A 20,237-nucleotide genomic window follows, 5' to 3' on the forward strand; every position below is an offset into this window, starting at 1 on the left:
ACCTGTTTTCGCCGGTACGCTTAAGAGCCATTATGTTAAAAAGCTCTGATTTAAACACAATTTTCTCCTTCTGACGCCCTGGCATCCGCCGGGGCGTTTTCGTTTCTGAGCCACCCGCGTTGGGCGGCGGAGTGATACCAATGCCAAGTCGTGATCCGGGTTCCTACGGGCTGTTAGCGTGGGTGCTCATAACTGCAATGTCGATATACGGGGGCTTCGTGAAATATATCATCGATGTCCGGACGCAAAAGCTCGCGTGGAGCTGGGTAGCTGCGCTGGCCCAGGTCGCAATATCCGGTTTTGCAGGCCTGATTGGTGGCCTGCTGGCTATCGAGTCCGGCCTGAGTATTTATTACGTGCTGGTCGCCGCGGGCATGTCCGGCACTATGGGCAGCGTTGCGCTGAACTATTTCTGGGAACGGCTGACGGGGATGAAAAATGCAAACTGATGAGGTTTGGAAAGACATTTCAGGCTATGAGGAGCGTTATCAGGTGTCTAATTTAGGGCGTGTCCGAAGTAAACGGCCTAAAGGCAATTATTTGATCCTCAAATCAAACCGTCTGAGGCACGGATACGTTTCATTCAGGCTATATAAAAACAAGTCCCCTAAAGCTTTTACGGCGCACCAGCTTGTTGCTAAAGCTTTTGTTACTAACCCGGAGGGGAAACCTCAGGTTAATCACATTAATGGCGTGAAAGACGATAACAGAGCTGAGAATTTAGAGTGGTCTACTCGCTCTGAAAATCAAAAACATGCATTTCGCACGAGGTTAAACGTGAGTGCAAGCGGCACATTATCCAGAAATTTTAAGGGTAAGGTCGTCGCTACCAATATTGAAAGCGGAAAAATTATAATTCTTGCGGGTACGGCAGATATACAACGCTATGGATTTAGCCCGAGCGAGGTCTACAAAGTTATCAACAACGCCAGCAGGAATGCACACAGGGGTTATACCTTCACGAGGGCGGTAAATTGAACATAAGTCAAACTGGCCTCGACCTGATTAAGCAGTCCGAAGGGCTTGAGACAACGGCATATCTCTGCCCGGCTGGCGTCTGGACCATTGGCTACGGTCATACGCATGGCGTTAAGCGGGGCGACGCGGTCACCGGTCGGCAGGCTGAGGAGTATCTGAGGGAAGACCTGCAGGTAGCTGAGCTGACGGTAAACACCAACGCCAAAGCGGTACTGACGCAGGGCCAGTTCGACGCGCTGGTAGCGTTCGTGTTCAATGTTGGCGCGGGTAATTTCGTCCGGTCTACGCTGCTGCGGAAACTGAACGCTGGCGATTATGCTGGCGCTGCGGCTGAGTTTGGCCGCTGGATATACGCAGGTAAAACGGAGTTGCCGGGTCTGATCAGACGCCGCGCCGCCGAGCGCGAGCTGTTTCTGTCATGAACGGGAATACGCTGGCTGTGGGCACTCTGCTTGCCGCGGTTGCGGTGCTGTCAGCCATCACGCGCCACTACATAATCCAGTACAGCGAAGCGGCAACCTTGGCAGCAGAACGGCAGGAAACCATTACCGATATGCAGCGCAGGCAGAAAGACGCTGCGCTTCTTGATGAAAAATACATCAGGGAACAGGCAGATGCTCAACGCACTATTAAAAACCTTGAGTCTGACGTTGCTGCTGGCCGTAAGCGGTTGCGGGTCGCAGCAACCTGTACGCAGCAATCCACCGCACCCGGCAGCTTGGGCGATGCTTCCAGCGCCAGACTTGATGACGCCGCTCAACGGGATTATTTCACCCTCAGAGAGCGAATCACAACAGTCACAGGGCAGGTGAAATACCTGCAGGATTACATCCGGCAACAATGCCTGCATTAATAGGGCCTCACTAACGCGGGGCTTTTTTTCATTCACAATATAGCGAGTTAAATCATGGCTCAATCTCCGGCCACCCAATGGCCCATGACGAACATTTTCAACCCGTGGCCGGTCTACACTGACGGCGTGGAAAACGTGATCGCCGTTAAAATCTCCAGCATCCTGCCGCATACCGATGGCTCAATCACCATTGTGCCGGATGGTGATTACAACGCGATAGATGGTGATTACAACGCGATATATGAGCCTCAGATATTCGTGACAATCTTCTCGCCGGAAGTCGGCGGTTATCTTGTTCGCGATTCAGATAATCAGGACCTTTACATCCCAGCCGCATCGTTCGAAAGCACTTACTCTGCTGTTCCGCGGGGATCTGACGGCAAAGATGGTAAGGATGCGGCGGCCTGGGCCAGAAGTACCTCGACTGGCAATCTAACTGTGGGCTACCCGGACGATCCGTCCGCTTCCAGTGCGCATGGTAAATTTGGGACAACCCTCTACTGGAAAACTACTGTTTCATGCGTAGCCGCCCAAAAGGGCAACAGCGTTATCGCCAGCGCGAATATCTATCACACACCAGGTATTCCATGTGACGCGGACGGGAACGCGCTTCCGTTCGTGATTATCACCAACCAGCTTGCGTCGGCAACGTCGTCCCCGTCGTCGTCCCCGTCGGTTGAAATTTACCTCTTTGTATATGGGGCTGCGACACAGCTTTGCAATTTGAAGACAAAAGCGATGAAGCCGCTTAGCGTAACGTCTGGCGACGGTGGCTCTGAACCTAATTATGCATTTGAATACTGGTATCAACGGGCGCAGGCATAGTGAGGCGACATGATGAATATATCCGGCGCTCCTTCAATAAACGCTGCTGGCGGTATTTCTGTACCGGGTGCGCTGGCAATGGGTGACCGGCAGCCGAAAGTGACGCAATACATTTTTATTCAGAACGACACTTACACAGACCCCTCATCGATATGGTCTGTGCAGAAATTGAGTAACACCCAGTACGCAATGCCGAATGCTACAGCTCCGCGCGGATCGATCTATATTGGCGTATTCCTTCGTGATATTGATGGCGACACAAGCCACGGCAGGCTGGACAGCACAGTCGAATGGACAGTATCCGATCCTTCAATAGCGACATATAAAACGCCATCAGCCAGCGGCCAGACGATTTTCGGTTTGCTCAGGGCTGGCAAGGTATTAATAACATGCCGCTGGAATGGTCTGGTTTCAGTGCTCACTATTACCGCAACATAAAGATTAACGGGGGAGTAATGGCTACTAAGCGTTACGCCATTGGCAATAGCTGGCAAAAATACCCTACAGGCGATGGTGTCCTACAGGTTATTTCCGGAAAGGTTTTTGTTTCATCAAGTGCGTCCGCTCCCGCCAGCAATAAGGACGCGTTAATCATTTCTGAATATCTCAACACAAGCGCAGGTTATTTGTGGCTGCACACGGCGGCCAATAACGGTATTAACAGCGAAATTGTTATTGATGATGGCGTTAACGATGCCGGGAAGGAGTAATCAACGTGGCACCACCAAAGGGCAACCGGTTCTGGGAGGCCCGCAGTAGTCACGGGCGAAAACCCGTTTTTGAATCTCCGGAGGCTCTGTGGGCTGCGAGTGTTGAATATTTCGAGTGGGTAGAAAAACACCCCCTGAAAGAGCAGAAGATTTTTTGTTTTCAGGGAGCTGTAACACGCGCTACGGTTAATAAAATGCGGGCTATGACAGTAAAGGGCCTGTGCCTTTTCCTCGATATTTCCCACACAACCTGGAATAACTACTGCGCAAAGCAGGAATTTGAAGAGATCACGACTCAAATCTCCAATGTAATTTACGACCAGAAATTTTCGGGCGCGGCTGCCGATTTGCTGAACGCAAGCATTATTGCGCGTGATCTGGGTCTGAAGGACCAGCAGCAGATCGAGGATGTCACGCCGGATAAAGGAGACCGTGATAAGCGCCGTTCCCGCATTCAGGAGCTGTTAAGCCGTGCTAAACGAAACTGAAGCCCTGACCGAAGAGGAAGAAATCGAACTTCTGGAATTGCTGGAGGCTGAAGACGAATACCGGAACACTCACCGCCTCTTCGACTACTCCCCATACGTTAAACAACGTGAATTCATGGATGCGGGCAGCGAGTTTACCGAGCGCTGCTTCATGGCCGGTAACCAGCTGGGCAAAACGCTGACCGGCGGCGCGGAAGTGGCTTTCCACCTGACCGGCCGTTACCCGGGCACAAAAGGTTACCCCGTTGACGGTGCTTACCAGGGGGAGTGGGAAGGGCGCAGGTTCTGCGAGCCGGTTGTCTTCTGGGTGGGTGGTGAAACTAATGAGACTGTGACCAAATCGACGCAGCGAATACTGTGCGGGCGTATTGATGAGGGCAACGAACCCGGGTACGGTTCCATCCCCAAAGACGACATTATCAGCTATGTTAAATCGCCATTTTTCCCCGGTCTGATCGACCGCGTGCTGGTGAAGCATCACAACGCAGATGGAGTTGAAGACGGCGCGAGCCTGGTTTACTTCAAGCCTTACTCCCAGGGCCGCGCCCGCTGGCAGGCTGATACCGTTCACGGCGTCTGGTTCGATGAAGAACCGCCTTATGCAATTTATTCCGAAGGGCTGACGCGTACCAACAAATACGGTCAGTTCTCGATTCTGACATTCACTCCGCTGATGGGGATGTCAGACGTTGTAACCAAGTTTCTGAAGAACCCCAGCAAGGCGCAGAAAGTCGTCTCGATGACGATCTACGATGCTGAGCACTACAGCGACGAACGGCGCGAGCAGATCATTGCTTCGTATCCTGAGCATGAACGCGAAGCCCGCGCCCGCGGCATACCGACCATGGGCAGTGGTCGCATATTCCAGATCACCGAAGAGACGATCAAGTGTCAGCCGTTCGAATGCCCGGAACATTTTTACGTTATTAACGGGCAGGACTTCGGATGGGATCACCCGCAGGCTCATATCCAGCTCTGGTGGGACAAGGACGCTGATATTTTTTATCTGGCGAGGGTCTGGAAGAAACGCGAGAACACAGCCGTACAGGCATGGGGCGCGGTGAAGGCCTGGAGTAAGGGCATTCCCACAGCCTGGCCGCATGACGGCTATCAGCATGAGAAGGGGGGCGGTGAAGAGCTCAAAGCGAAATACGCCGAGGCTGGTTTTCAGATGCTTCCTGAGCATGCCACCTGGCCGGACGGCGGGAACGCGGTTGAACCGGGGGTTACCGAGCTGCGCGACCTGATGACCGAGGGGCGCTTCAGGGTGTTTAACACCTGCGAACCCTTCTTCGAAGAGTTCCGGCTCTATCACAGGGACGAGAACGGCAAGATCGTGAAACTCAACGACGATATCCTTTCCGCCGTACGCTATGCGTACATGATGCGCCGTAGCGCGAGAATGCAGCGCGATCTGTTTAAACCCAAAACCAAAAAAATACCGGCACCCATCCGGCCGATACAGCGAGGAAGATAATGGCCGACGAAGACAAAAACTCACGGCTGGACGATATTCTCCGCCAGTTTGACAGCGACTGGACCGCCAGCGAGGATGCGAGGACCGAAGCCCGTAACGACCTGTTTTTCTCCCGCGTCAGCCATTGGGATGACTGGCTCAGCCAGTACACCACGCTGCAGTATCGCGGACAGTTTGACGTTGTGCGGCCGGTGGTTCGTAAACTGGTGGCAGAAATGCGCCAGAATCCTGTTGATGTGCGTTACCGGCCAAAAGACGGAGCCGATCCGGATGCCGCTGACGTGCTGATGGGCATGTACCGTACTGACATGCGGCATAACACTGCCCGAACCTCTGTAAACATTGCTGTTCGCGAGCAAATCGAGGCGGGGGTGGGTGCCTGGCGTCTGGTTACGGAACATGAAGATCAGGACCCGACCAGCAACAACCAGATTATTCGTCGCGTGCCGATACACGGCGCATGCTCCCACGTTATCTGGGATGCGAACAGCAAGCAGCTGGATAAATCCGACGCGCGGCATGTGACCGTGATTAACGCCCTCAGCAAATCAGGCTGGAAGTCATTCGCGAAAAAGTACGGGCTTGATGCCGACGAGCTGCCGACTTTCACGTCTCCCAATGATCTGCTGTTCAGCTGGCAGACCAGCGATACCGTATTTATCGCTGAATATTACGAGGTCGAGGAAAAGAAAGAGACGGTATTCATTTATCAGGACCCGCTGAGCGGCGAGCCCGTCAGCTATTACAAGCGCGATATTAAAGACGTGATCGATGAGCTGGCTGAGCAGGGCATGGAGAAGGTCGCAGAGCGCAAAGTCACCCGCCGCAGGGTGTATAAGACCATTCTCTCAAACACTGCCGTACTGAAAAACCGGGAGCTGATAGCCGGTGAGCACCTGCCGATTGTGCCGGTCTTCGGGGAGTGGGGCTTTGTTGACGATGTGGAGGTGTACGAGGGGATTGTCCGGCTGACGAAAGACGGCCAGCGCCTGCGCAACATGATCATGTCGTTCAACGCCGACATCGTGGCCCGCACACCGAAGAAAAAGCCCATATTCTGGCCGGAGCAGATTGAGGGCTACGAGTACATGTACAGCGGGGATGACGATTTCCCTTATTACCTGATGAATCGTACCGACGAGCAGAACGCCCAGCTTCCGGCGCGGCCCATTTCATATATGGATAATCCGGAAGTGCCACAGGCAAACGCCTACATGCTGGAGGCGGCCACCGCGGCGGTGAAAGAGGTTGCAGATCCGGGCGTGGATGGCCAGGAGGTAAATGGTAACCAGGTGGCCTTTGATACGGTGAACCAGCTGAACCAGCGCGCCGACCTGGAAACCTTCGTTTTCATGGATAACCTGGCTACCGCCATGCGCCGCGACGGTGAAATTTACCAGGCGATGGTCAATGACATCTACGATGTGCCGCGCACCGTGCTGACAACGGCTGAGGACGGCAGCGAAAACGAGGTGCAGACCCTGTCACAGGCCGTTGATTATCAGTCCGGGCGTGTGGTGGTGCTCAATGATATTCGCGGGCGCTATGAGTGCTACACCGACGCGGGGCCGTCATTCCAGAGCATGAAGGACCAGAACCGGGCTGAGATTCAGGAGCTATTGAAAACGGTCCCGGCAGAGCATCAGGTCTGGAACGTACTGTTGCTGCAATATCTGGCGCTGCTGGACGGTAAAGGCATCGAGATCACCCGCGATTACGCAACGAAACAGCTGGTAGTTCAGGGTCTGAAAAAACCGGAGACGCCGGAAGAGGAACGCTGGCTGCAGGAAGCTCAGCAGGCACAACAGGGCCAGCAGGATCCGAATATGGTTCTCGCACAGGCGCAGATGATCGCCGCGCAGGCTGAAGCTGCCAGAGCGCAGAACGAGACGGCGCAGACCGAAATTAAAGCATTTACCGCGCAGCAGGACGCGCAGCGCTCACAGGCTGACACTATTTATAAGCTGGCACAAGCCCGAAACATAGACAGCAAAGCGGTGATTGAAGCGCTGAAACTGATGCACGAGGTTGCCACCCGGCAACAGCAATCCATACCCACCGGCCAGGTGCCGGGTCAATTTCCGCCTTCGGGCGAGTTCCCTCAATCCATGTAGAGAGTAAAAAAACATGAGTGATACCACCGACATTCAGGTAACTGAAGAATCAACCCTGTCCGCAGATCAGGAAAATGCACAGCCGCAGGTCCAGACCGGAGTAGCGGAAAATCAGCCAGAGGATCAGGGCGAACAGGGCTTTGACATTGTTCTGAATGACGAGGAACCAGCCAACCCGGACACCCCCGCAAACGAGAATGCAAAGTTTGCAGCACGCCGCATTGCCCGCAAGCGTCAGCGCGAACTGGAGCAGGCAGCGGAAGCGGTTACGCGTGGTGAGGTGCCGGAGAATCTGCGGGTAACACCTGAGCTGCCATCCCAGCCTGATTTTAATGACTTTCTGTCAGATACGGCGCTGGAAAAATACGGCTTCGATACTAACCGCGCCATGGCCGCTTTTCAGGCAGCCCAGAACGAGTGGATGCTGAAAGCCCAGGACGCGAGAAGTAACGCCGTTGCTGAACAGGGCCGTAAAACGCAGGAGTTTACCCGCCAGTCGTCACAATTCGCAGCAGCGGCGAAAGCGCACTATGACGCCGCTGAGAAGCTGAACCTGCCAGATTTTGAAGAAAAAGAAGATGTCGTGAGAAGCATCCTCCCCCCCGGACTGGATGCGGAGATCATGAGCCTCTTCCCTGAAAAATCGGCGGCGATGTTCTACCACCTGGGTGCAAACCCGGAAAAGCTGCGCGGATTGCTGACAATGAGCTCACAACAGGCCCTGATTGAGCTGACGCGCCTGTCAGAGCGCCTGACGATTAAGCCACGCGGTAAAGAGGTGTCAAAAGCGCCACCCGTTGACGAGCCCGTAAGCGGTGACGTTGCGGCGGCAAATCGCGATGTGCTGCAAAAGCAGATGAATGCAGCGGCAACTAAAGGCGACGTTGAAACCTACCGCAAAATTAAAAAATTACTCTCTTAAGGATCAAAATAATGGCTTCATTAAACGAAGGTCAAATCGTGTCATACGGTGTCGATGAGGTGATCGAGACAATCACAAATCTCACACCAATGGCGCAGAAAGCTGAAGTTTACACGCCGCCTGCTGGCGATATGCAGCGCAGCAATAACACCCACTGGATGCCGCTGCAAATGGAATCTCCGACCCAGGAGGGTTGGGACCTGACCGGCAAGGAGACGGATCTGCTTGAGCTGGCGGTCAAGGTGAATATGGGCGTACCGGATAATGATTTCTTCTCGCTGCGGGCGGATGACCTGCGGGATGAAACCAGCTATCGCCGCCGCATCAAAGCCGCGGCTGAGAAGCTGGCTAACAACGTTGAGCAGAAAATCGCTCAGGTGTCCGCCGATATGGGCTCGCTGGTCGTTACCAATCCGGAGGACATCAGCAACAAGCCTGGCGGCGGCTGGGATTTTGTCGCCGACGCTGAGGCGATCATGTTTGCCCGCGAACTGAGCCGCAACCGCGGCCTGAGCTACTTCTTTAACGTTAAGGATTACAAGAAGGCGGGCTATGACCTGGTGGGGCGCGATATTTATGGCCGCATGACGGAGGACGCCTATAAAAAAGGCACTATCCAGAAACAGGTTGCGGGTTTTGATGATGTGCTGCGTTCGCCAAAAATGCCTGTGCTCAAAGCGTCCGGCGCGTCGGGCCTAACGGTTTCCGGCGCCCAGTCGTTTAAGCCGCTGGCATGGGTTGAAGATGCCGATGGTGAACGCGAGAACGTCGATAACCGTTTCGCACAGGTGAAGCTGTCGGCGACAACCGGCCTTAAGCGCGGTGACAAAATCAGCTTTGCGGGCGTGAAATACCTCGCGCAGATGGCGAAAAACGTGCTGACGGACGACGCGACGTTTTCAGTTGTTCGCGTTCTGGACGAGAACACCGTTGAGATCACGCCTAAGCCGATTGCACTGGATGACGCCAGCCTCTCCGCAGCACAGAGGGCCTATGCGAACGTTAATACCGGTCTGGCTAACGCAATGGCGGTGAATATCCTGAACGTGGCCGATGCGACAACCAATGTGTTCTGGTCAAACGACAGTATCCGCATTGTCTCGCAGCCGATCCCTACCACCCACGAGCTTTTCTCCGGCATGAAGACCAAATCATTCAGCATCCCTGACGTTGGCCTGAACGGCATTTTTGCCACCCAGGGCGATATCAGCACGCTGGCGGGCAAATGCCGTATTGCGCTGTGGTACTCGGTCAATGCGACCCGTCCGGAATCGATCGGCGTGGGCCTGGCTAATCAGGCAGCGTAACAACTGAGGGGCTTTGGCCCCTTTTTAAATGAGGTAATTTCATGAAAACGATGATTTATAAAGCTGGCGGTAAAACCCGGGTCTGGAACACCACGGCGCACGTGAAGGTAATCGGGCGCGAGGATTTAGCGAAATATCTGGCGGAGGGCTGGCTTGATCATCCGTCAAAACTACTTGAACCTCTGCCAGAGCAGGAGCAGGAGCAGGAGCAGGAGCAGGAGCAGGAGCAGGAGCAGGAGCAGGAGCAGGAGCAGGAAGAAACCGAAACGGATGGCGATGATCTGATTGGCGAATCGGAGGACGAGACGCCAAAAAAACGCGGACGTAAACCAAAGGCGGCCGCCGATGAGACTGACGACTAAGGGCGATATTGTGCTGGCAGCACTGCGTAAGGCGTCGCTCGCCAGCAATGCCACGCTGACGGATGTTGACCCTCAGTCGCTGGAAGATGGCCTCGACGACCTCGATCTGATGATGTCCGAATGGCTTATGGATGACGAACGGCGCGGTATTGATGTGGGGTATGCCTTTTCGGAAAGCGGTGTATCACCATTACCGGAGGATGCCCACAACCTGCCTGATTTTTGCATCAACGCCGTGCTGGTCTGTCTGGCAATTCGCATGCTGACTGACTACGGACAGGAGGCTCCCGCCGGACTGGTTGCCAAAGGCAGTTATGGCAAAGAGCGGATCGTCAAGTGGCTGGCGAAGCGGCGAACGCCTCATCTCAGTTATCCCAACCGGATGCCAACCGGCAGCGGTAACCGTCACACATCGCGATATTTTCACAGGAAACGACACCATGCCGATGATCCAGCTTCCGATAATTAAGGGTAAAGGGAAGAACCCGTTTATCGCTGACTACGTCGATCTCCTGCCCGTAAATATGCTGGCCGTGCCGCAACCGGTGCTGAACGCTGCGGGTTACATGCGCTCGTTTCCTGGCATAGCGAAAGCTGCGGAGGTGGACGGCACTTCCCGCGGCGCGGAGTACAATACAAAACAAAGTGAGCTGTTTCGCGTGGCCGGTGCGAAGCTGTACGCCAGGGGCTCCGATCTTGAAGTCACCATACCCGGCAGCGGGCGGGTCAGCATGGCACACAGCTACAGCAGCCAGGGCGTGGCGGCTGACGGCCAGTTGCTGCTTTACAGCTACGATGATAAGACGCTTACAGCGCTCGATAACTGGCCGGAAACGGTCATATCACAGGAGGGTTACGAGAAAACGCTCAGCGCGTGGACGCACACCGCCAGCGGCAGCGATGCGTTTTATGTCCCGGCAGAGTCGCAGGACGGTAAAATAACGATCACGCTTACGCCAACAAAATCAGACGGCACTACCGGCGAGGCGCTGACAGTCACAGAAAGCCAGTGGGGCAGCGAACAGACTCAGGAAAAGCCTGAAAGCGGCCCATGGCTTTCTGAGGTGTTGGTAACCGGCAGCAAAACCAGCGGCAGCATTGTTACCCTGAGCTGGACATTTAACGGCGGCGGCACTGACGCTACGGCGGTGTCTGTCGATCTGACCGTTAACGAGATTTCGCTCGATTATGCGCAGTATGAGATCGGGACCGTCCGCGATATCTGCCACAACCGGAGCCGCTATATCTGGGTCAAAGATGGTACGGACACCTTCGGCATAACGGATCTTGAGGACGAAACACACCCGGACCAGTACCGACCATTTTACCGGGCTGAGTCAATGCCAGACGGCATTCAGGGGGTGGGCAGCTGGCGGGATATGGTGGTTTGTTTCGGCTCGGCCACGACAGAATATTTCTCGCTGTCCGGCAGTTCCAGCACCAGCGATGCGGTTTACATTGCACAGCCGTCGCTGATGGTGAATACCGGCATCGCAGGGACTTACTGTAAATGCCATTACGGCGATTCGTTCGCTGTGCTCAGTCACCCGGCTACAGGCGCACCGTCCGTGTACCTCATCGACAGTGGCAGCAAAAAAGCGATTGCAACGCCGACCGTCGAAAAACTGATAAGCGGTTACAGCGCTGACGAACTGGCGTCCGGCGTGCTGGAGTCGGTCAGATTTGACGGCCACGAACTGCTGATCGTGCACCTGCCCCGGCATACGCTCTGCTTCGATGGGAGTGCCTCGGGTGACGGGCCGCAATGGTGCATTCTGAAAAGTGGCCTGTATGACGCTGTTTACCGTGGGATTGATCTGATGTGGGACGGGTCAGCCGTCACGCTGGGCGACAAAAATGAGGGCGTAACCGGCAGACTGGATCCTGCGCTCGCGTCTCAATATGACGAAGCCGCTGAGCTGGTCCTTTATACCCCGCTGGCGAAAGCGGACAACTCCCTGCTGTTTGACTTTGAGATTGAATCCGCCGCAGGGCTGGCGCTGGAAGCAGAGCGCTGCTTTATCTCGGTGACGACGGACGGCAGTAATTACGGGCGTGAGCAGTTAATCACCTCCAACAGCCTCTACCGCTACGACCAGCGGATCATCTGGCGCAGGATCGGTCGGTGTCGTAAAAACATCGGATTTCGCCTGCGCTTTGTCACCAGTACGCCAGCCGCGCTGGCTTACTGTCAGTTAAGGGCGGGTTATGGCTAAAAATGATGATGTGCAGGTACTCCCCACACCAATCAATGCGCAAATGCTCCCTTCCAATTTCTCCCGGGCATATCAGCTGTATGTCCTGCAGCAGAGCAACAGCATGGTGAATATTGCGAACAAGGCCAATTCAGCTGGCCGGGATGCCAACACGGCACAGGAGCAGAACGAAGAGCAGGACAAGACTATTGCCAGCCAGGGTGAGGCGCTGAAGCAAATTAACGGTGATTACGTGTCAAAAAGCGCCACCGATGCGCAGAGCGTTGGCGGCTCCCTCGGTGCGACATCCTTCACGGTTAACGGCATTCAGGTCGTCGGTGGCCGCGTGACCGGTTTTACTCCCGCAACCGGCAGCGCCAGCAGCGGGGCGTTCAACGCCGACGCTGATTTCGATCCCGACTCAGCACCCGGTGGCCTGAAAGAGGCCCGCCAGCGCATCAAGGCGCTGGAGGATGCGCTCCGCGCCCACGGACTGATCGGGGAATAACCATGCTGCAAAAAATTGATGCTCTTACCGGGCAGGCATTGTTCCGCCTGTGGGGGCTGGACGACTGGCCTTTGATTGATGGCGATTACCTGCTGTATGACGGTTGCGTGTTGATAGCGCTTATCCGGCAGCACGGTTTCATTGATGCGCACATCGCAGCAAAACCCGGCAGGCGGCATATAAGCCGCAGGGCATCACTGGAAGTGATCAGCATGCTTGGCGATACGCCGATCCGGCTGATTATTAAACAGGGTAACGGGGCACTCAACCTGGCGAAAAAACTCGGATTTGTGGATCACGGCCTGCAAACCCTCAATCTGATTAACGGCGGGCCCACGGTCTGCCACATTCTCTGGAGAAAATAGTATGGGTGGAGCAATCAGCGGCTCAGGTAATGCAGTAAGCAGCGTTCTTGGTGGTATTGGTGCCAACAAAGCCGCGAAACAGCAAATCGCTGCAAATGATAAGGCGCAGAGCACCTGGAACGACGCTTATGAAAAGCAGATGAGTCTGTACCAGCCTTTCTATGATGCGGGCAGCTCAGGACTTCAGGGGCTGCAGTCACTCGTGAATGACCGCGCCGGAACCCTGAACGACTATTACAACTCTTCAGAATATGCCGGACTTGCAAATCAGGCCCGATATCAGCAGCTGGCGAGCGCCGAGGCTACGGGGGGCCTGGGGTCCACGGCGACCAGTAACGGCCTGGCATCAATCGCGCCTCAGCTCGGCCAGCAGTATCTGAGCAGTCAGTACAATAATCTGATGGGGCTGACCGGCATCGGACTGAACAGCGCAGGCTCAATGGCTAATTTCACGGGCGACTACGCCAACGGCATGACGCAGCTTCAGACCCAGGCGGGCCAGCTTAAGGCCGGCAAGGCGGCGATCCCCTGGCAGACGGCGGCCAGCGCAAACAGCTTTACGGGCCTGTTCGGGAGCTTCTTCTGATGGCTATGTTACAGGGGCTGGGCGGCGGACCGGTCAATTTTTACGAATCGATGGTGCCTGATTTCCGCAGTGAGGCGCTGAAAGAAACGCAGAACCAGCTGGGGCAGGCTCAACTCGCGGGTCTGAACCTGCAGCGCCAGCAGCAGCAGGCGGCCGCTGCAAAGGCTCAGCAGTTCCGGCAGGACTGGCAACAGGCGTATTCCTCAGGTGATCCGGATGCGATGGAAAGCATCATTGCAAAATATCCTGAGCAAATGGAGGCGGTGCAAAAAGGGATCGGCATCCGCGACGATAATCACCGGCTGGCGCTGGGCAATGCGGCGCGTGATCTTCGCTTAGCTTCGCAAAGTGGCGATCCTGCTGCACTGGCGCAGGCCGCCATGAAGCATAAATCCACGCTGGCAAGCGTTGGCAGCTCGCCAGAGCAGCTCTGGCAGCAGTACCAGCAGAACCCCAAAGGCACGCAACAGCTGATTGATGAGGTGGGCATGAGCGCCCTGGGGGTAAAAGATTATTACGCTGAGCAGGGGAACAGGGCAGACCGACAGATTAAGCGCGATCAGGTTGCGGACGCCAGCGCCCGTGGCTGGGCCGGTCTGAACCAGGCGGCGCAGTTCCATGCGGACGATATGCAGCTGAAAAAGCTGAACTTCCAGCAACGGCAGCTGGAGAACCAGTATAAAGCTGCTGATAATGACCTCAAACGGCAGGCCGCGCAGCAAAAAATTGATGCTAATAAGCAGGAGATTGAACAGCGTCAGACGCAGGTCACAGCGGCTAAAAATGACCTGTATCAGGCGCAGCAGCTGGCGCAGGAACTGGCAGACGATCCCGATTTAGATCGTATTGTCGGGACCGTTAACACACGTGAGAAAGGGTGGCTGGCCGGAACGTTTCGTAACAGCAGCGCTGACAAAATCAGCAAGATAAAACAGTTACAGGGCCTTATCGGTTCCGAACGCCTCAAGGCGTTCAAAGGCAGCACCTCGAATAAAGAGCTTGATGCCGCCTATCAGCTGGGAACCGGACTGCGTGTTACAGACAACGGTATTATCGGCTCGCCCGATGCCGTGCGCAAACAGCTACGCTTCTTGGCACAGAAAGCGGGTGGTGCGCTGAATGGCTATGTACCGACTTATGAAGAAAGTTCTTCACCAGCGGGCGGCCCGCAACCTGCTAACGGTGCTAATACAGCTCCAAACAGCGCGCTCCAGGCCCTTCAGAGCAACCCTGCACTGGCGGGACAGTTCAAAGCCAAATACGGCTATCTGCCGGAAGGATTTGAGTAATGGCAAATTTTTTTGATCAGTTTGACGAACCGGATAAACCGGCATCACAACCGGGTAATTTTTTCGACCAATTTGATGACTCTAACTCTCAGTCGCAACCACAAATATCGCCTGCAGAAATCGCCCGCCAGGATAACGTAGTTAACAAAGCTAACGGTTTTGACCGTTTTATGTTCGGGGTACTTAATGGGCTGATGGATGTTGGTAAAGGCGTTGGCCTGTTCAACGACCTTACACCTGAAGAACAGGCGGCTATAACGTCAGTTCAGCAGAAATTTGCCGCTAAACCCTCAATCGCTCAGGATGTTGGAGAGTTTGCGGGACAAGCTGCACCCTTTCTAAGCGGGGGTGGGCTTATCTCTCAGGTACCTAAGGGTGCAGCCAGGCTGGCGACCGCTGCGGGGCTGGGGGCCACTGAAGGCGGGATCGTAGCTAACGGTACCGGTAGCGATGTGGCTACAGGTGCAACTATTGGCGCTGTAGCCGGACCAGTAGCTGAACTGGTAGGCCCCGCGGTTGGTAAGGTCGGCAATAAAATAAGTCAGAACGCCACAGATCTGTATAAATCTATAGCTGGTCTGGGGAAAGGATCTACTGATTCAACGTTAGCCAAAGCCTCTAAAGCAATGGATAACGCCATATTAGGTGGGGATAAGGCAGTACGTAATTTTGCTAATGAGGTTATGCCGGACCAGCAGGCTGTTAACGCAGTTAAAGAACTTGGACTTGAGAGCTACACCACTCCCGGAATGGTTTCAAATAACCCAGCTGTCAGAGCGCTTGATAATGCAGTAGCGACTTTGCCGGGGACTGAAATTAATGAAGGTCATAAGCGGTTTATTTCGGAGCTTGGAAAGAAAGCTGACGACCTAATCACCTCATTCGGGGGCGACCTTGATAAACAGGCCGTATCTGAAAGACTTGCTGCCAATTTCGACCATACTGTTGCGAGCCTGCAATCTCAGGCTGATAATATCTATGATAAAGTTGCTCAGAAAATCCCCATTCGTGACAATATTGAAGCTAATAATGCACTCAAATACCTTGAAAACCATGCGGATGATCTAGGCGGTCTTGACGAATTATCACCTATTTTGAAGCGCACTATGCTGAGGCTGGACCCTAACACCCTGCCAACGTATGGTCGACTGGATAACGTTAGAAAACAGGTCGGTCAAGCTATCGGTACAAAAGAAGGATATTATAAGGATGAGGAAACGGGTGTATTGAAGGGACTTTATGCTGCCATAACTGAAGACCAGCAAAAAATTGCTGAGAAATACGGTGCCGGAGAGTTATGGGGCTTGGGTAAAGAGTTAGTGAAAACCCGGAAGGGAGTAGAGGATAATGCTCAGTTTGTCTTAGGGAAAAAATTACAACAATCCGCAATACCTAAAGTTGAAAGAGCTATAGTAAGTATGGCTCAGGGTAACGGAACTGATTTTAGCCAACTAATGCGAGCTATTCCGCAAGATATGCGGAAAGAAGTTGCATTAACATCTCTGAATAAAGCCTTTACCAGCTATGCTAAATCGCCAGGGCAGCAATTAGGCGTGGACGGCTTCGTAAAATGGTACAACGGCATGCAAAGAAACAGTTCTAATTTGTCTTCACTCCATAAGGCGATAGGCCCGGAAGCATCTAAACGGCTTAATTCCATCTACCAGGCCGCAAAAGCAATGAATCGCTTGAATACAGGTAAGCAATACGCAAGCAGCCTGGTAGACCAACAGGTGAAGAACTTCCTTAAAGAAGATGGCGGGCTTGCTAAGCTATATGGAATCGCCAAAATAGCTAAAAAAGCTGCGGTAGCTGAAGGTGTAAGTTCGCTATCCGGTTTACCCGGTGTGGGGGTTGCAAGTGTGATATCAGGCGTTCTCTCCGCTGGCCGGAAAAGCAGGATTAAAGCTGCGGATGAGTTGCTATCGTCACCTGAGTTTAAAAGCATGCTATTCAGGTCCCAATCATTGCCTTTGGATCGTATTGAAGCACGACAGGCTATTGAAAGAAAAATAGCTCAATCAAAGAACTTTAAAAAGTGGGAGGCGACCCTTTCTGACTCTGAATTAAAAAACGTTTCCAGAACGGGGATTATAGCGTTTTTGGCCGGTGGTGACGCAGACTAATTATTCAATCCGGGTTGCCCGACCCTGAGCATCTTCCTGATATACTTTGCATTTTATTTTAGTCAGGGATTTGATTATTTTGACCAGTTTTACAATGATTAGCATTGAAAATATAACTGCGCAAGTTCCAAATGTTACGGCTGATACTATTATTCCTAAAGTAGGAAATACTTTGAAGATTAACGCAAATACTATAACAGGAAATATATACCTAAACATAATTACCTCTTAAGCTTTGGCTTTATTAAAGGCGCAACGGGTGGTTTCCGCCGCGCCTTAGGTACGTTTCCTGATATTAGATTAATAACAGGATCAGCTGTAGAACAGCAATGACGATTTTGATAATCTGCCGGAGCAGTTGTCTGGAATCGGTCATCCGTTTTCCCTATAACAGGGAATGCAGCCGTTCGGCTCAGCTCTTCCATTTTCCCGAAGCCGGACGTGCAACGCTGAGACGCGCATGCCGCATTCCGTGCCAGAGCCTTGACGACACCACTCGTTTCAACGGGAAAAATTCGTCATTTGAACAGAATACGCGGTAGCGTTCGCCACAACAGGACGTAGTTTAGCGACAGTATGCGCGTGGGGCTACGATCAACTTGCAGTTTTTTGTAGTTTTAGTAATACTACTTAACGTTGAGACGCGCATGCCGCGAAGCAGTAAAGCAAAAACCCCCGTTCCTCACCAGTTCGGGGGTTTTTGCTTTTGTGGAGTTAGTGGGCCGCGGTTCGTTGTGCCTCTTCCTGAGCGAAGGCGATCAGGTCCCACGACAGATCTTTGCCGAACGGGTACAGCGCCAGCAGCTGGGCCGCTTCAAGCAGCACCTTTACGTGATTAACAAAGTCTACGCTGTCGGCTTTGTACGCTGTCGGCGTGCCAGCCTCTGCCAGCGGCGCTATGCTGATGTGCGGAGCCGTCCGCGCCGTCTGCAGACGCTGAACAACGCCGGTATGCTGGAAATGTTCTATCGCGGCCACAGCATCATCAACGGTAGGGTAGCTGCCCACATGCACGGATGTTTTGCCATCCCAGACAGTAGCCCGGTAGGGGTTATATTTGCTCTGGTTATGGTAGACGCCAGCAGGCAAATCGGCGTTGCGCTTCGTATAGGCCCCGCGGCGCTTAACTACCGGCGCTAAGCTCCCGCGCTTCTCTTCCTTTTCAATCAGATCAAGCACCCATTTACGGAAGTCTTCCGCTACCGGCGTGCGGGCCAGCATCGCTATCAGATGAACGCCACGCAGGGAGAAAACGCGCTTACGAGCCTTTAAATTCGCCGAGGTACTTGATTCGAGTACCTCGGGGCGTACCCCTACAAAACCCAAGGTACTTGATTCGAGTACCTTGGTCATACCTTCAGTGAATTCGTTTTTGTAATTGGCATAAATACCTGTAACGGACCGGGGATTGGCGTAGTCCAGCGCTGCGGCAATGTCGGCTGACTCGAACCAGGTTTGACCTGCGATGGTGTGAGCTTTGAGGGCGTGGTTCTGGAAGGTGAATGTAGTCATGGCGATAGATCCTGTGTGCATAGGTTAATCACCACCGTCAGGTGCAAAGCTTCGGGTGGTGAGACGTACAGGGTTTGCACTACCGGGCACAAAGGAAACCGGCGAGCCTTACGGCTCCCCTGCACGCCCCACCATTGAAATAATAAAGGTGCAGGGGGCCGCAGACAATAAAAAAGACGCTGGCGCGTCTGATATCGCCTAAGTGCTGACCGGGGTGCAAATCCCGGCACCAGATTTTGCTGGTGCATATTCAGCATAAGGCCCTGCTTTAAGTGTTGTCAATTCAAACTTGCAAAAAATTACAAGCCCAAATTTATTACATCCTGTCAATAGTAAGGAAATTTAAAATGACCGATAACGCCGTACCGCTCACGCTCCCTGTTGAGCTTTACACCATGCCGCGCCAGTTCAGCACCGTTTTTAACGGTAAAATCTATGTCGGCAAACTGGATACTGATCCTACAGCTGAGACAAACCGCGTAACAGTTTACCAGGAGGGCGAGAACGGCACGCTGACGCCTATAGCGCAGCCGATCAGCATCAATGCTGGTGGTTACCCGGTTATCAGCGGGCAGGTGGTTAAACTGGTAGTGACGCAGGATTATTCGATTGCTGTTTATGACCAGTTCGATGCCCAGGCGTTCTATTTTCCGCGTTGCTCAGGCCCGTATGTGCTCAAAGTGTTTCACGATCAGACCCTGCACGGCGACGGAACAGAGGCGGATCCGCTGGGTGTTAAACTGTCCGGGAATAGCGGCAATCTGCTGGAGATCCGCGACGATGGGCTTTACTACGGTACGTCAGCGTCTGATGATTTGCTCAATCTGTATGTCGATACCGTTAACGGCAGTGATGATAATATCGGTTCGCGAGAAAAACCGCTTAAAACCCTGAATGAGGCTCTTACGCGAACCCCTGCGAACAAGAGCAACACCATACACCTTCATTCCGGCCAGACTTTTATTCTTGATGTTCAGACATCGATAGTAGGGTGTATCAGACTGATTATGCCTTACGATGATCCCTATATTGACGGCAATAAGGTGCCGGACCCGTCACCCTCGCAGCCATCTTATTACGGCTGGGCAGCGGCAGACCTGGCCCGACCAACAATTAAAGCTCATATCGCTTATTATGACGCCCCGCGGCTATTTGGCCCCCTCACGTTCCATTGCTCAGGTGGTAGCGTTCTGGATATTCGTGGAGTGATAATTGACACGATACCGGACAACTATGACCCGTCAGAGGTTACCGGCTGGGGCCAGACACGCGCCTGCACAATCAGTGGAGACTTAACCTCATCAGTTTCACTGACGGGGTGTGTGGCCGTTACTTCTGATGCCAGCAGTGCGCATCCTTGGAACCTATGCGCAAATACACCTGCAGGTGATATTCCTTCAATGGCCTTTTCCCGCGTTCTGCACCTGCGAGGGAAGACGCTGGTAGAAATCGCGGCATCAACCGCAAAAATCAGTGTTTCAGATGTCTTTCCGGATGAGCACATAATTAAGTACCTCACAACGGATTTGATTGCTGCGGTGAAGAATGGCGCTATTGAGGGTATTGTCCGTGGTCCCGGTGGCGAACCCCGGAACCTGATGATCAACGTTGTTGTATGAC

The 20,237-nt window shown here is 53.6% G+C and carries 23 protein-coding genes; 22 read left to right on the forward strand and 1 reads right to left on the reverse strand.

The window, feature by feature from the left end:
- Nucleotides 1-197: 197 nt before the first annotated feature.
- Genes LU633_RS01670 through LU633_RS01765 form a run of 20 tightly spaced genes read left to right on the forward strand, consistent with a single transcriptional unit; the run spans nt 198 to nt 17,105 of the window.
- The gene (locus LU633_RS01670) at nt 198-449 is read left to right on the forward strand and encodes a phage holin family protein (protein ID WP_407647021.1); all 252 of its coding nucleotides are present in this window, start codon (nt 198-200) and stop codon (nt 447-449) included.
- Nucleotides 439-978: an NUMOD4 motif-containing HNH endonuclease gene (locus tag LU633_RS01675; RefSeq protein WP_016193236.1), complete on the forward strand. Its 540-nt coding sequence runs from the start codon at nt 439-441 to the stop codon at nt 976-978. Before LU633_RS01670 ends, LU633_RS01675 begins: the two co-directional genes overlap by 11 nt.
- Nucleotides 975-1,400 carry a lysozyme gene (locus LU633_RS01680; protein WP_016193237.1) on the forward strand — a complete coding sequence of 142 codons (426 nt, stop codon included), beginning with the start codon at nt 975-977 and terminating at the stop codon, nt 1,398-1,400. The genes LU633_RS01675 and LU633_RS01680 overlap by 4 nt, the downstream gene beginning before the upstream one ends.
- Complete coding sequence (locus tag LU633_RS26420) at nt 1,397-1,831, forward strand: lysis protein (protein WP_016193238.1); 435 nt, start codon at nt 1,397-1,399, stop codon at nt 1,829-1,831. Before LU633_RS01680 ends, LU633_RS26420 begins: the two co-directional genes overlap by 4 nt.
- A 54-nt stretch (nt 1,832-1,885) precedes the next feature.
- Nucleotides 1,886-2,656 (forward strand): hypothetical protein, encoded by a 771-nt coding sequence (locus LU633_RS01690; protein WP_233481981.1) that lies wholly within the window; start codon nt 1,886-1,888, stop codon nt 2,654-2,656.
- Nucleotides 2,657-2,665: 9 nt separating this feature from the next.
- On the forward strand, nt 2,666-3,094 hold the full coding sequence (locus tag LU633_RS01695; protein ID WP_046372151.1) for a hypothetical protein: 429 nt from the start codon (nt 2,666-2,668) through the stop codon (nt 3,092-3,094).
- 17 nt (nt 3,095-3,111) lie between these two features.
- Complete coding sequence (locus LU633_RS01700) at nt 3,112-3,366, forward strand: hypothetical protein (RefSeq protein ID WP_046372152.1); 255 nt, start codon at nt 3,112-3,114, stop codon at nt 3,364-3,366.
- 5 nt (nt 3,367-3,371) lie between these two features.
- Nucleotides 3,372-3,854, forward strand: a complete 483-nt coding sequence (locus LU633_RS01705; RefSeq protein ID WP_046372153.1) for a DNA-packaging protein — start codon at nt 3,372-3,374, stop codon at nt 3,852-3,854.
- The gene (locus LU633_RS01710) at nt 3,838-5,331 is read left to right on the forward strand and encodes a terminase large subunit (protein ID WP_046372154.1); all 1,494 of its coding nucleotides are present in this window, start codon (nt 3,838-3,840) and stop codon (nt 5,329-5,331) included. Before LU633_RS01705 ends, LU633_RS01710 begins: the two co-directional genes overlap by 17 nt.
- Nucleotides 5,331-7,445 (forward strand): portal protein, encoded by a 2,115-nt coding sequence (locus LU633_RS01715; RefSeq protein ID WP_072052774.1) that lies wholly within the window; start codon nt 5,331-5,333, stop codon nt 7,443-7,445. Before LU633_RS01710 ends, LU633_RS01715 begins: the two co-directional genes overlap by 1 nt.
- Before the next feature lie 13 nt (nt 7,446-7,458).
- Complete coding sequence (locus LU633_RS01720; protein WP_016193239.1) at nt 7,459-8,367, forward strand: scaffolding protein; 909 nt, start codon at nt 7,459-7,461, stop codon at nt 8,365-8,367.
- Between the two features lie 11 nt (nt 8,368-8,378).
- A complete protein-coding gene (locus LU633_RS01725) occupies nt 8,379-9,674 on the forward strand; it encodes a P22 phage major capsid protein family protein (RefSeq protein ID WP_016193240.1) in 1,296 nt (431 codons plus the stop codon).
- A gap of 41 nt (nt 9,675-9,715) precedes the next feature.
- Nucleotides 9,716-10,036 carry a hypothetical protein gene (locus LU633_RS01730; protein ID WP_233485080.1) on the forward strand — a complete coding sequence of 107 codons (321 nt, stop codon included), beginning with the start codon at nt 9,716-9,718 and terminating at the stop codon, nt 10,034-10,036.
- Nucleotides 10,020-10,505: a packaged DNA stabilization gp4 family protein gene (locus LU633_RS01735; RefSeq protein ID WP_046372155.1), complete on the forward strand. Its 486-nt coding sequence runs from the start codon at nt 10,020-10,022 to the stop codon at nt 10,503-10,505. Before LU633_RS01730 ends, LU633_RS01735 begins: the two co-directional genes overlap by 17 nt.
- Complete coding sequence (locus LU633_RS01740) at nt 10,483-12,252, forward strand: packaged DNA stabilization protein (protein WP_407647023.1); 1,770 nt, start codon at nt 10,483-10,485, stop codon at nt 12,250-12,252. The genes LU633_RS01735 and LU633_RS01740 overlap by 23 nt, the downstream gene beginning before the upstream one ends.
- On the forward strand, nt 12,245-12,739 hold the full coding sequence (locus LU633_RS01745; RefSeq protein WP_046372156.1) for a hypothetical protein: 495 nt from the start codon (nt 12,245-12,247) through the stop codon (nt 12,737-12,739). Before LU633_RS01740 ends, LU633_RS01745 begins: the two co-directional genes overlap by 8 nt.
- Before the next feature lie 2 nt (nt 12,740-12,741).
- Nucleotides 12,742-13,104 (forward strand): hypothetical protein, encoded by a 363-nt coding sequence (locus LU633_RS01750; RefSeq protein WP_020323013.1) that lies wholly within the window; start codon nt 12,742-12,744, stop codon nt 13,102-13,104.
- Between the two features lies 1 nt (nt 13,105).
- Nucleotides 13,106-13,690, forward strand: a complete 585-nt coding sequence (locus LU633_RS01755) for a hypothetical protein (protein WP_020323012.1) — start codon at nt 13,106-13,108, stop codon at nt 13,688-13,690.
- The gene (locus tag LU633_RS01760) at nt 13,690-14,979 is read left to right on the forward strand and encodes a phage DNA ejection protein (RefSeq protein ID WP_020323011.1); all 1,290 of its coding nucleotides are present in this window, start codon (nt 13,690-13,692) and stop codon (nt 14,977-14,979) included. Before LU633_RS01755 ends, LU633_RS01760 begins: the two co-directional genes overlap by 1 nt.
- Nucleotides 14,979-17,105, forward strand: coding sequence for a hypothetical protein (locus LU633_RS01765; RefSeq protein ID WP_020323010.1), 2,127 nt, complete (start codon nt 14,979-14,981; stop codon nt 17,103-17,105). The genes LU633_RS01760 and LU633_RS01765 overlap by 1 nt, the downstream gene beginning before the upstream one ends.
- Nucleotides 17,106-17,819: 714 nt before the next feature.
- Here the strand turns inward: LU633_RS01765 and LU633_RS01770 are convergent.
- Nucleotides 17,820-18,617, reverse strand: coding sequence for a BRO-N domain-containing protein (locus tag LU633_RS01770; RefSeq protein WP_020323008.1), 798 nt, complete (start codon nt 18,615-18,617; stop codon nt 17,820-17,822).
- A gap of 55 nt (nt 18,618-18,672) precedes the next feature.
- Here LU633_RS01770 and LU633_RS01775 point away from each other — a divergent pair, with 55 nt between their 5' ends.
- Entirely contained in the window at nt 18,673-18,819 is a 147-nt protein-coding gene (locus tag LU633_RS01775) for a hypothetical protein (RefSeq protein WP_198292519.1), read from the forward strand.
- 145 nt (nt 18,820-18,964) lie between these two features.
- On the forward strand, nt 18,965-20,236 hold the full coding sequence (locus tag LU633_RS01780) for a phage tailspike protein (protein ID WP_052734726.1): 1,272 nt from the start codon (nt 18,965-18,967) through the stop codon (nt 20,234-20,236).
- The last annotated feature ends 1 nt before the right edge of the window (nt 20,237 follow it).

Source organism: Erwinia tracheiphila (genome assembly GCF_021365465.1).
Classification (GTDB): Bacteria; Pseudomonadota; Gammaproteobacteria; order Enterobacterales; family Enterobacteriaceae; genus Erwinia; species Erwinia tracheiphila.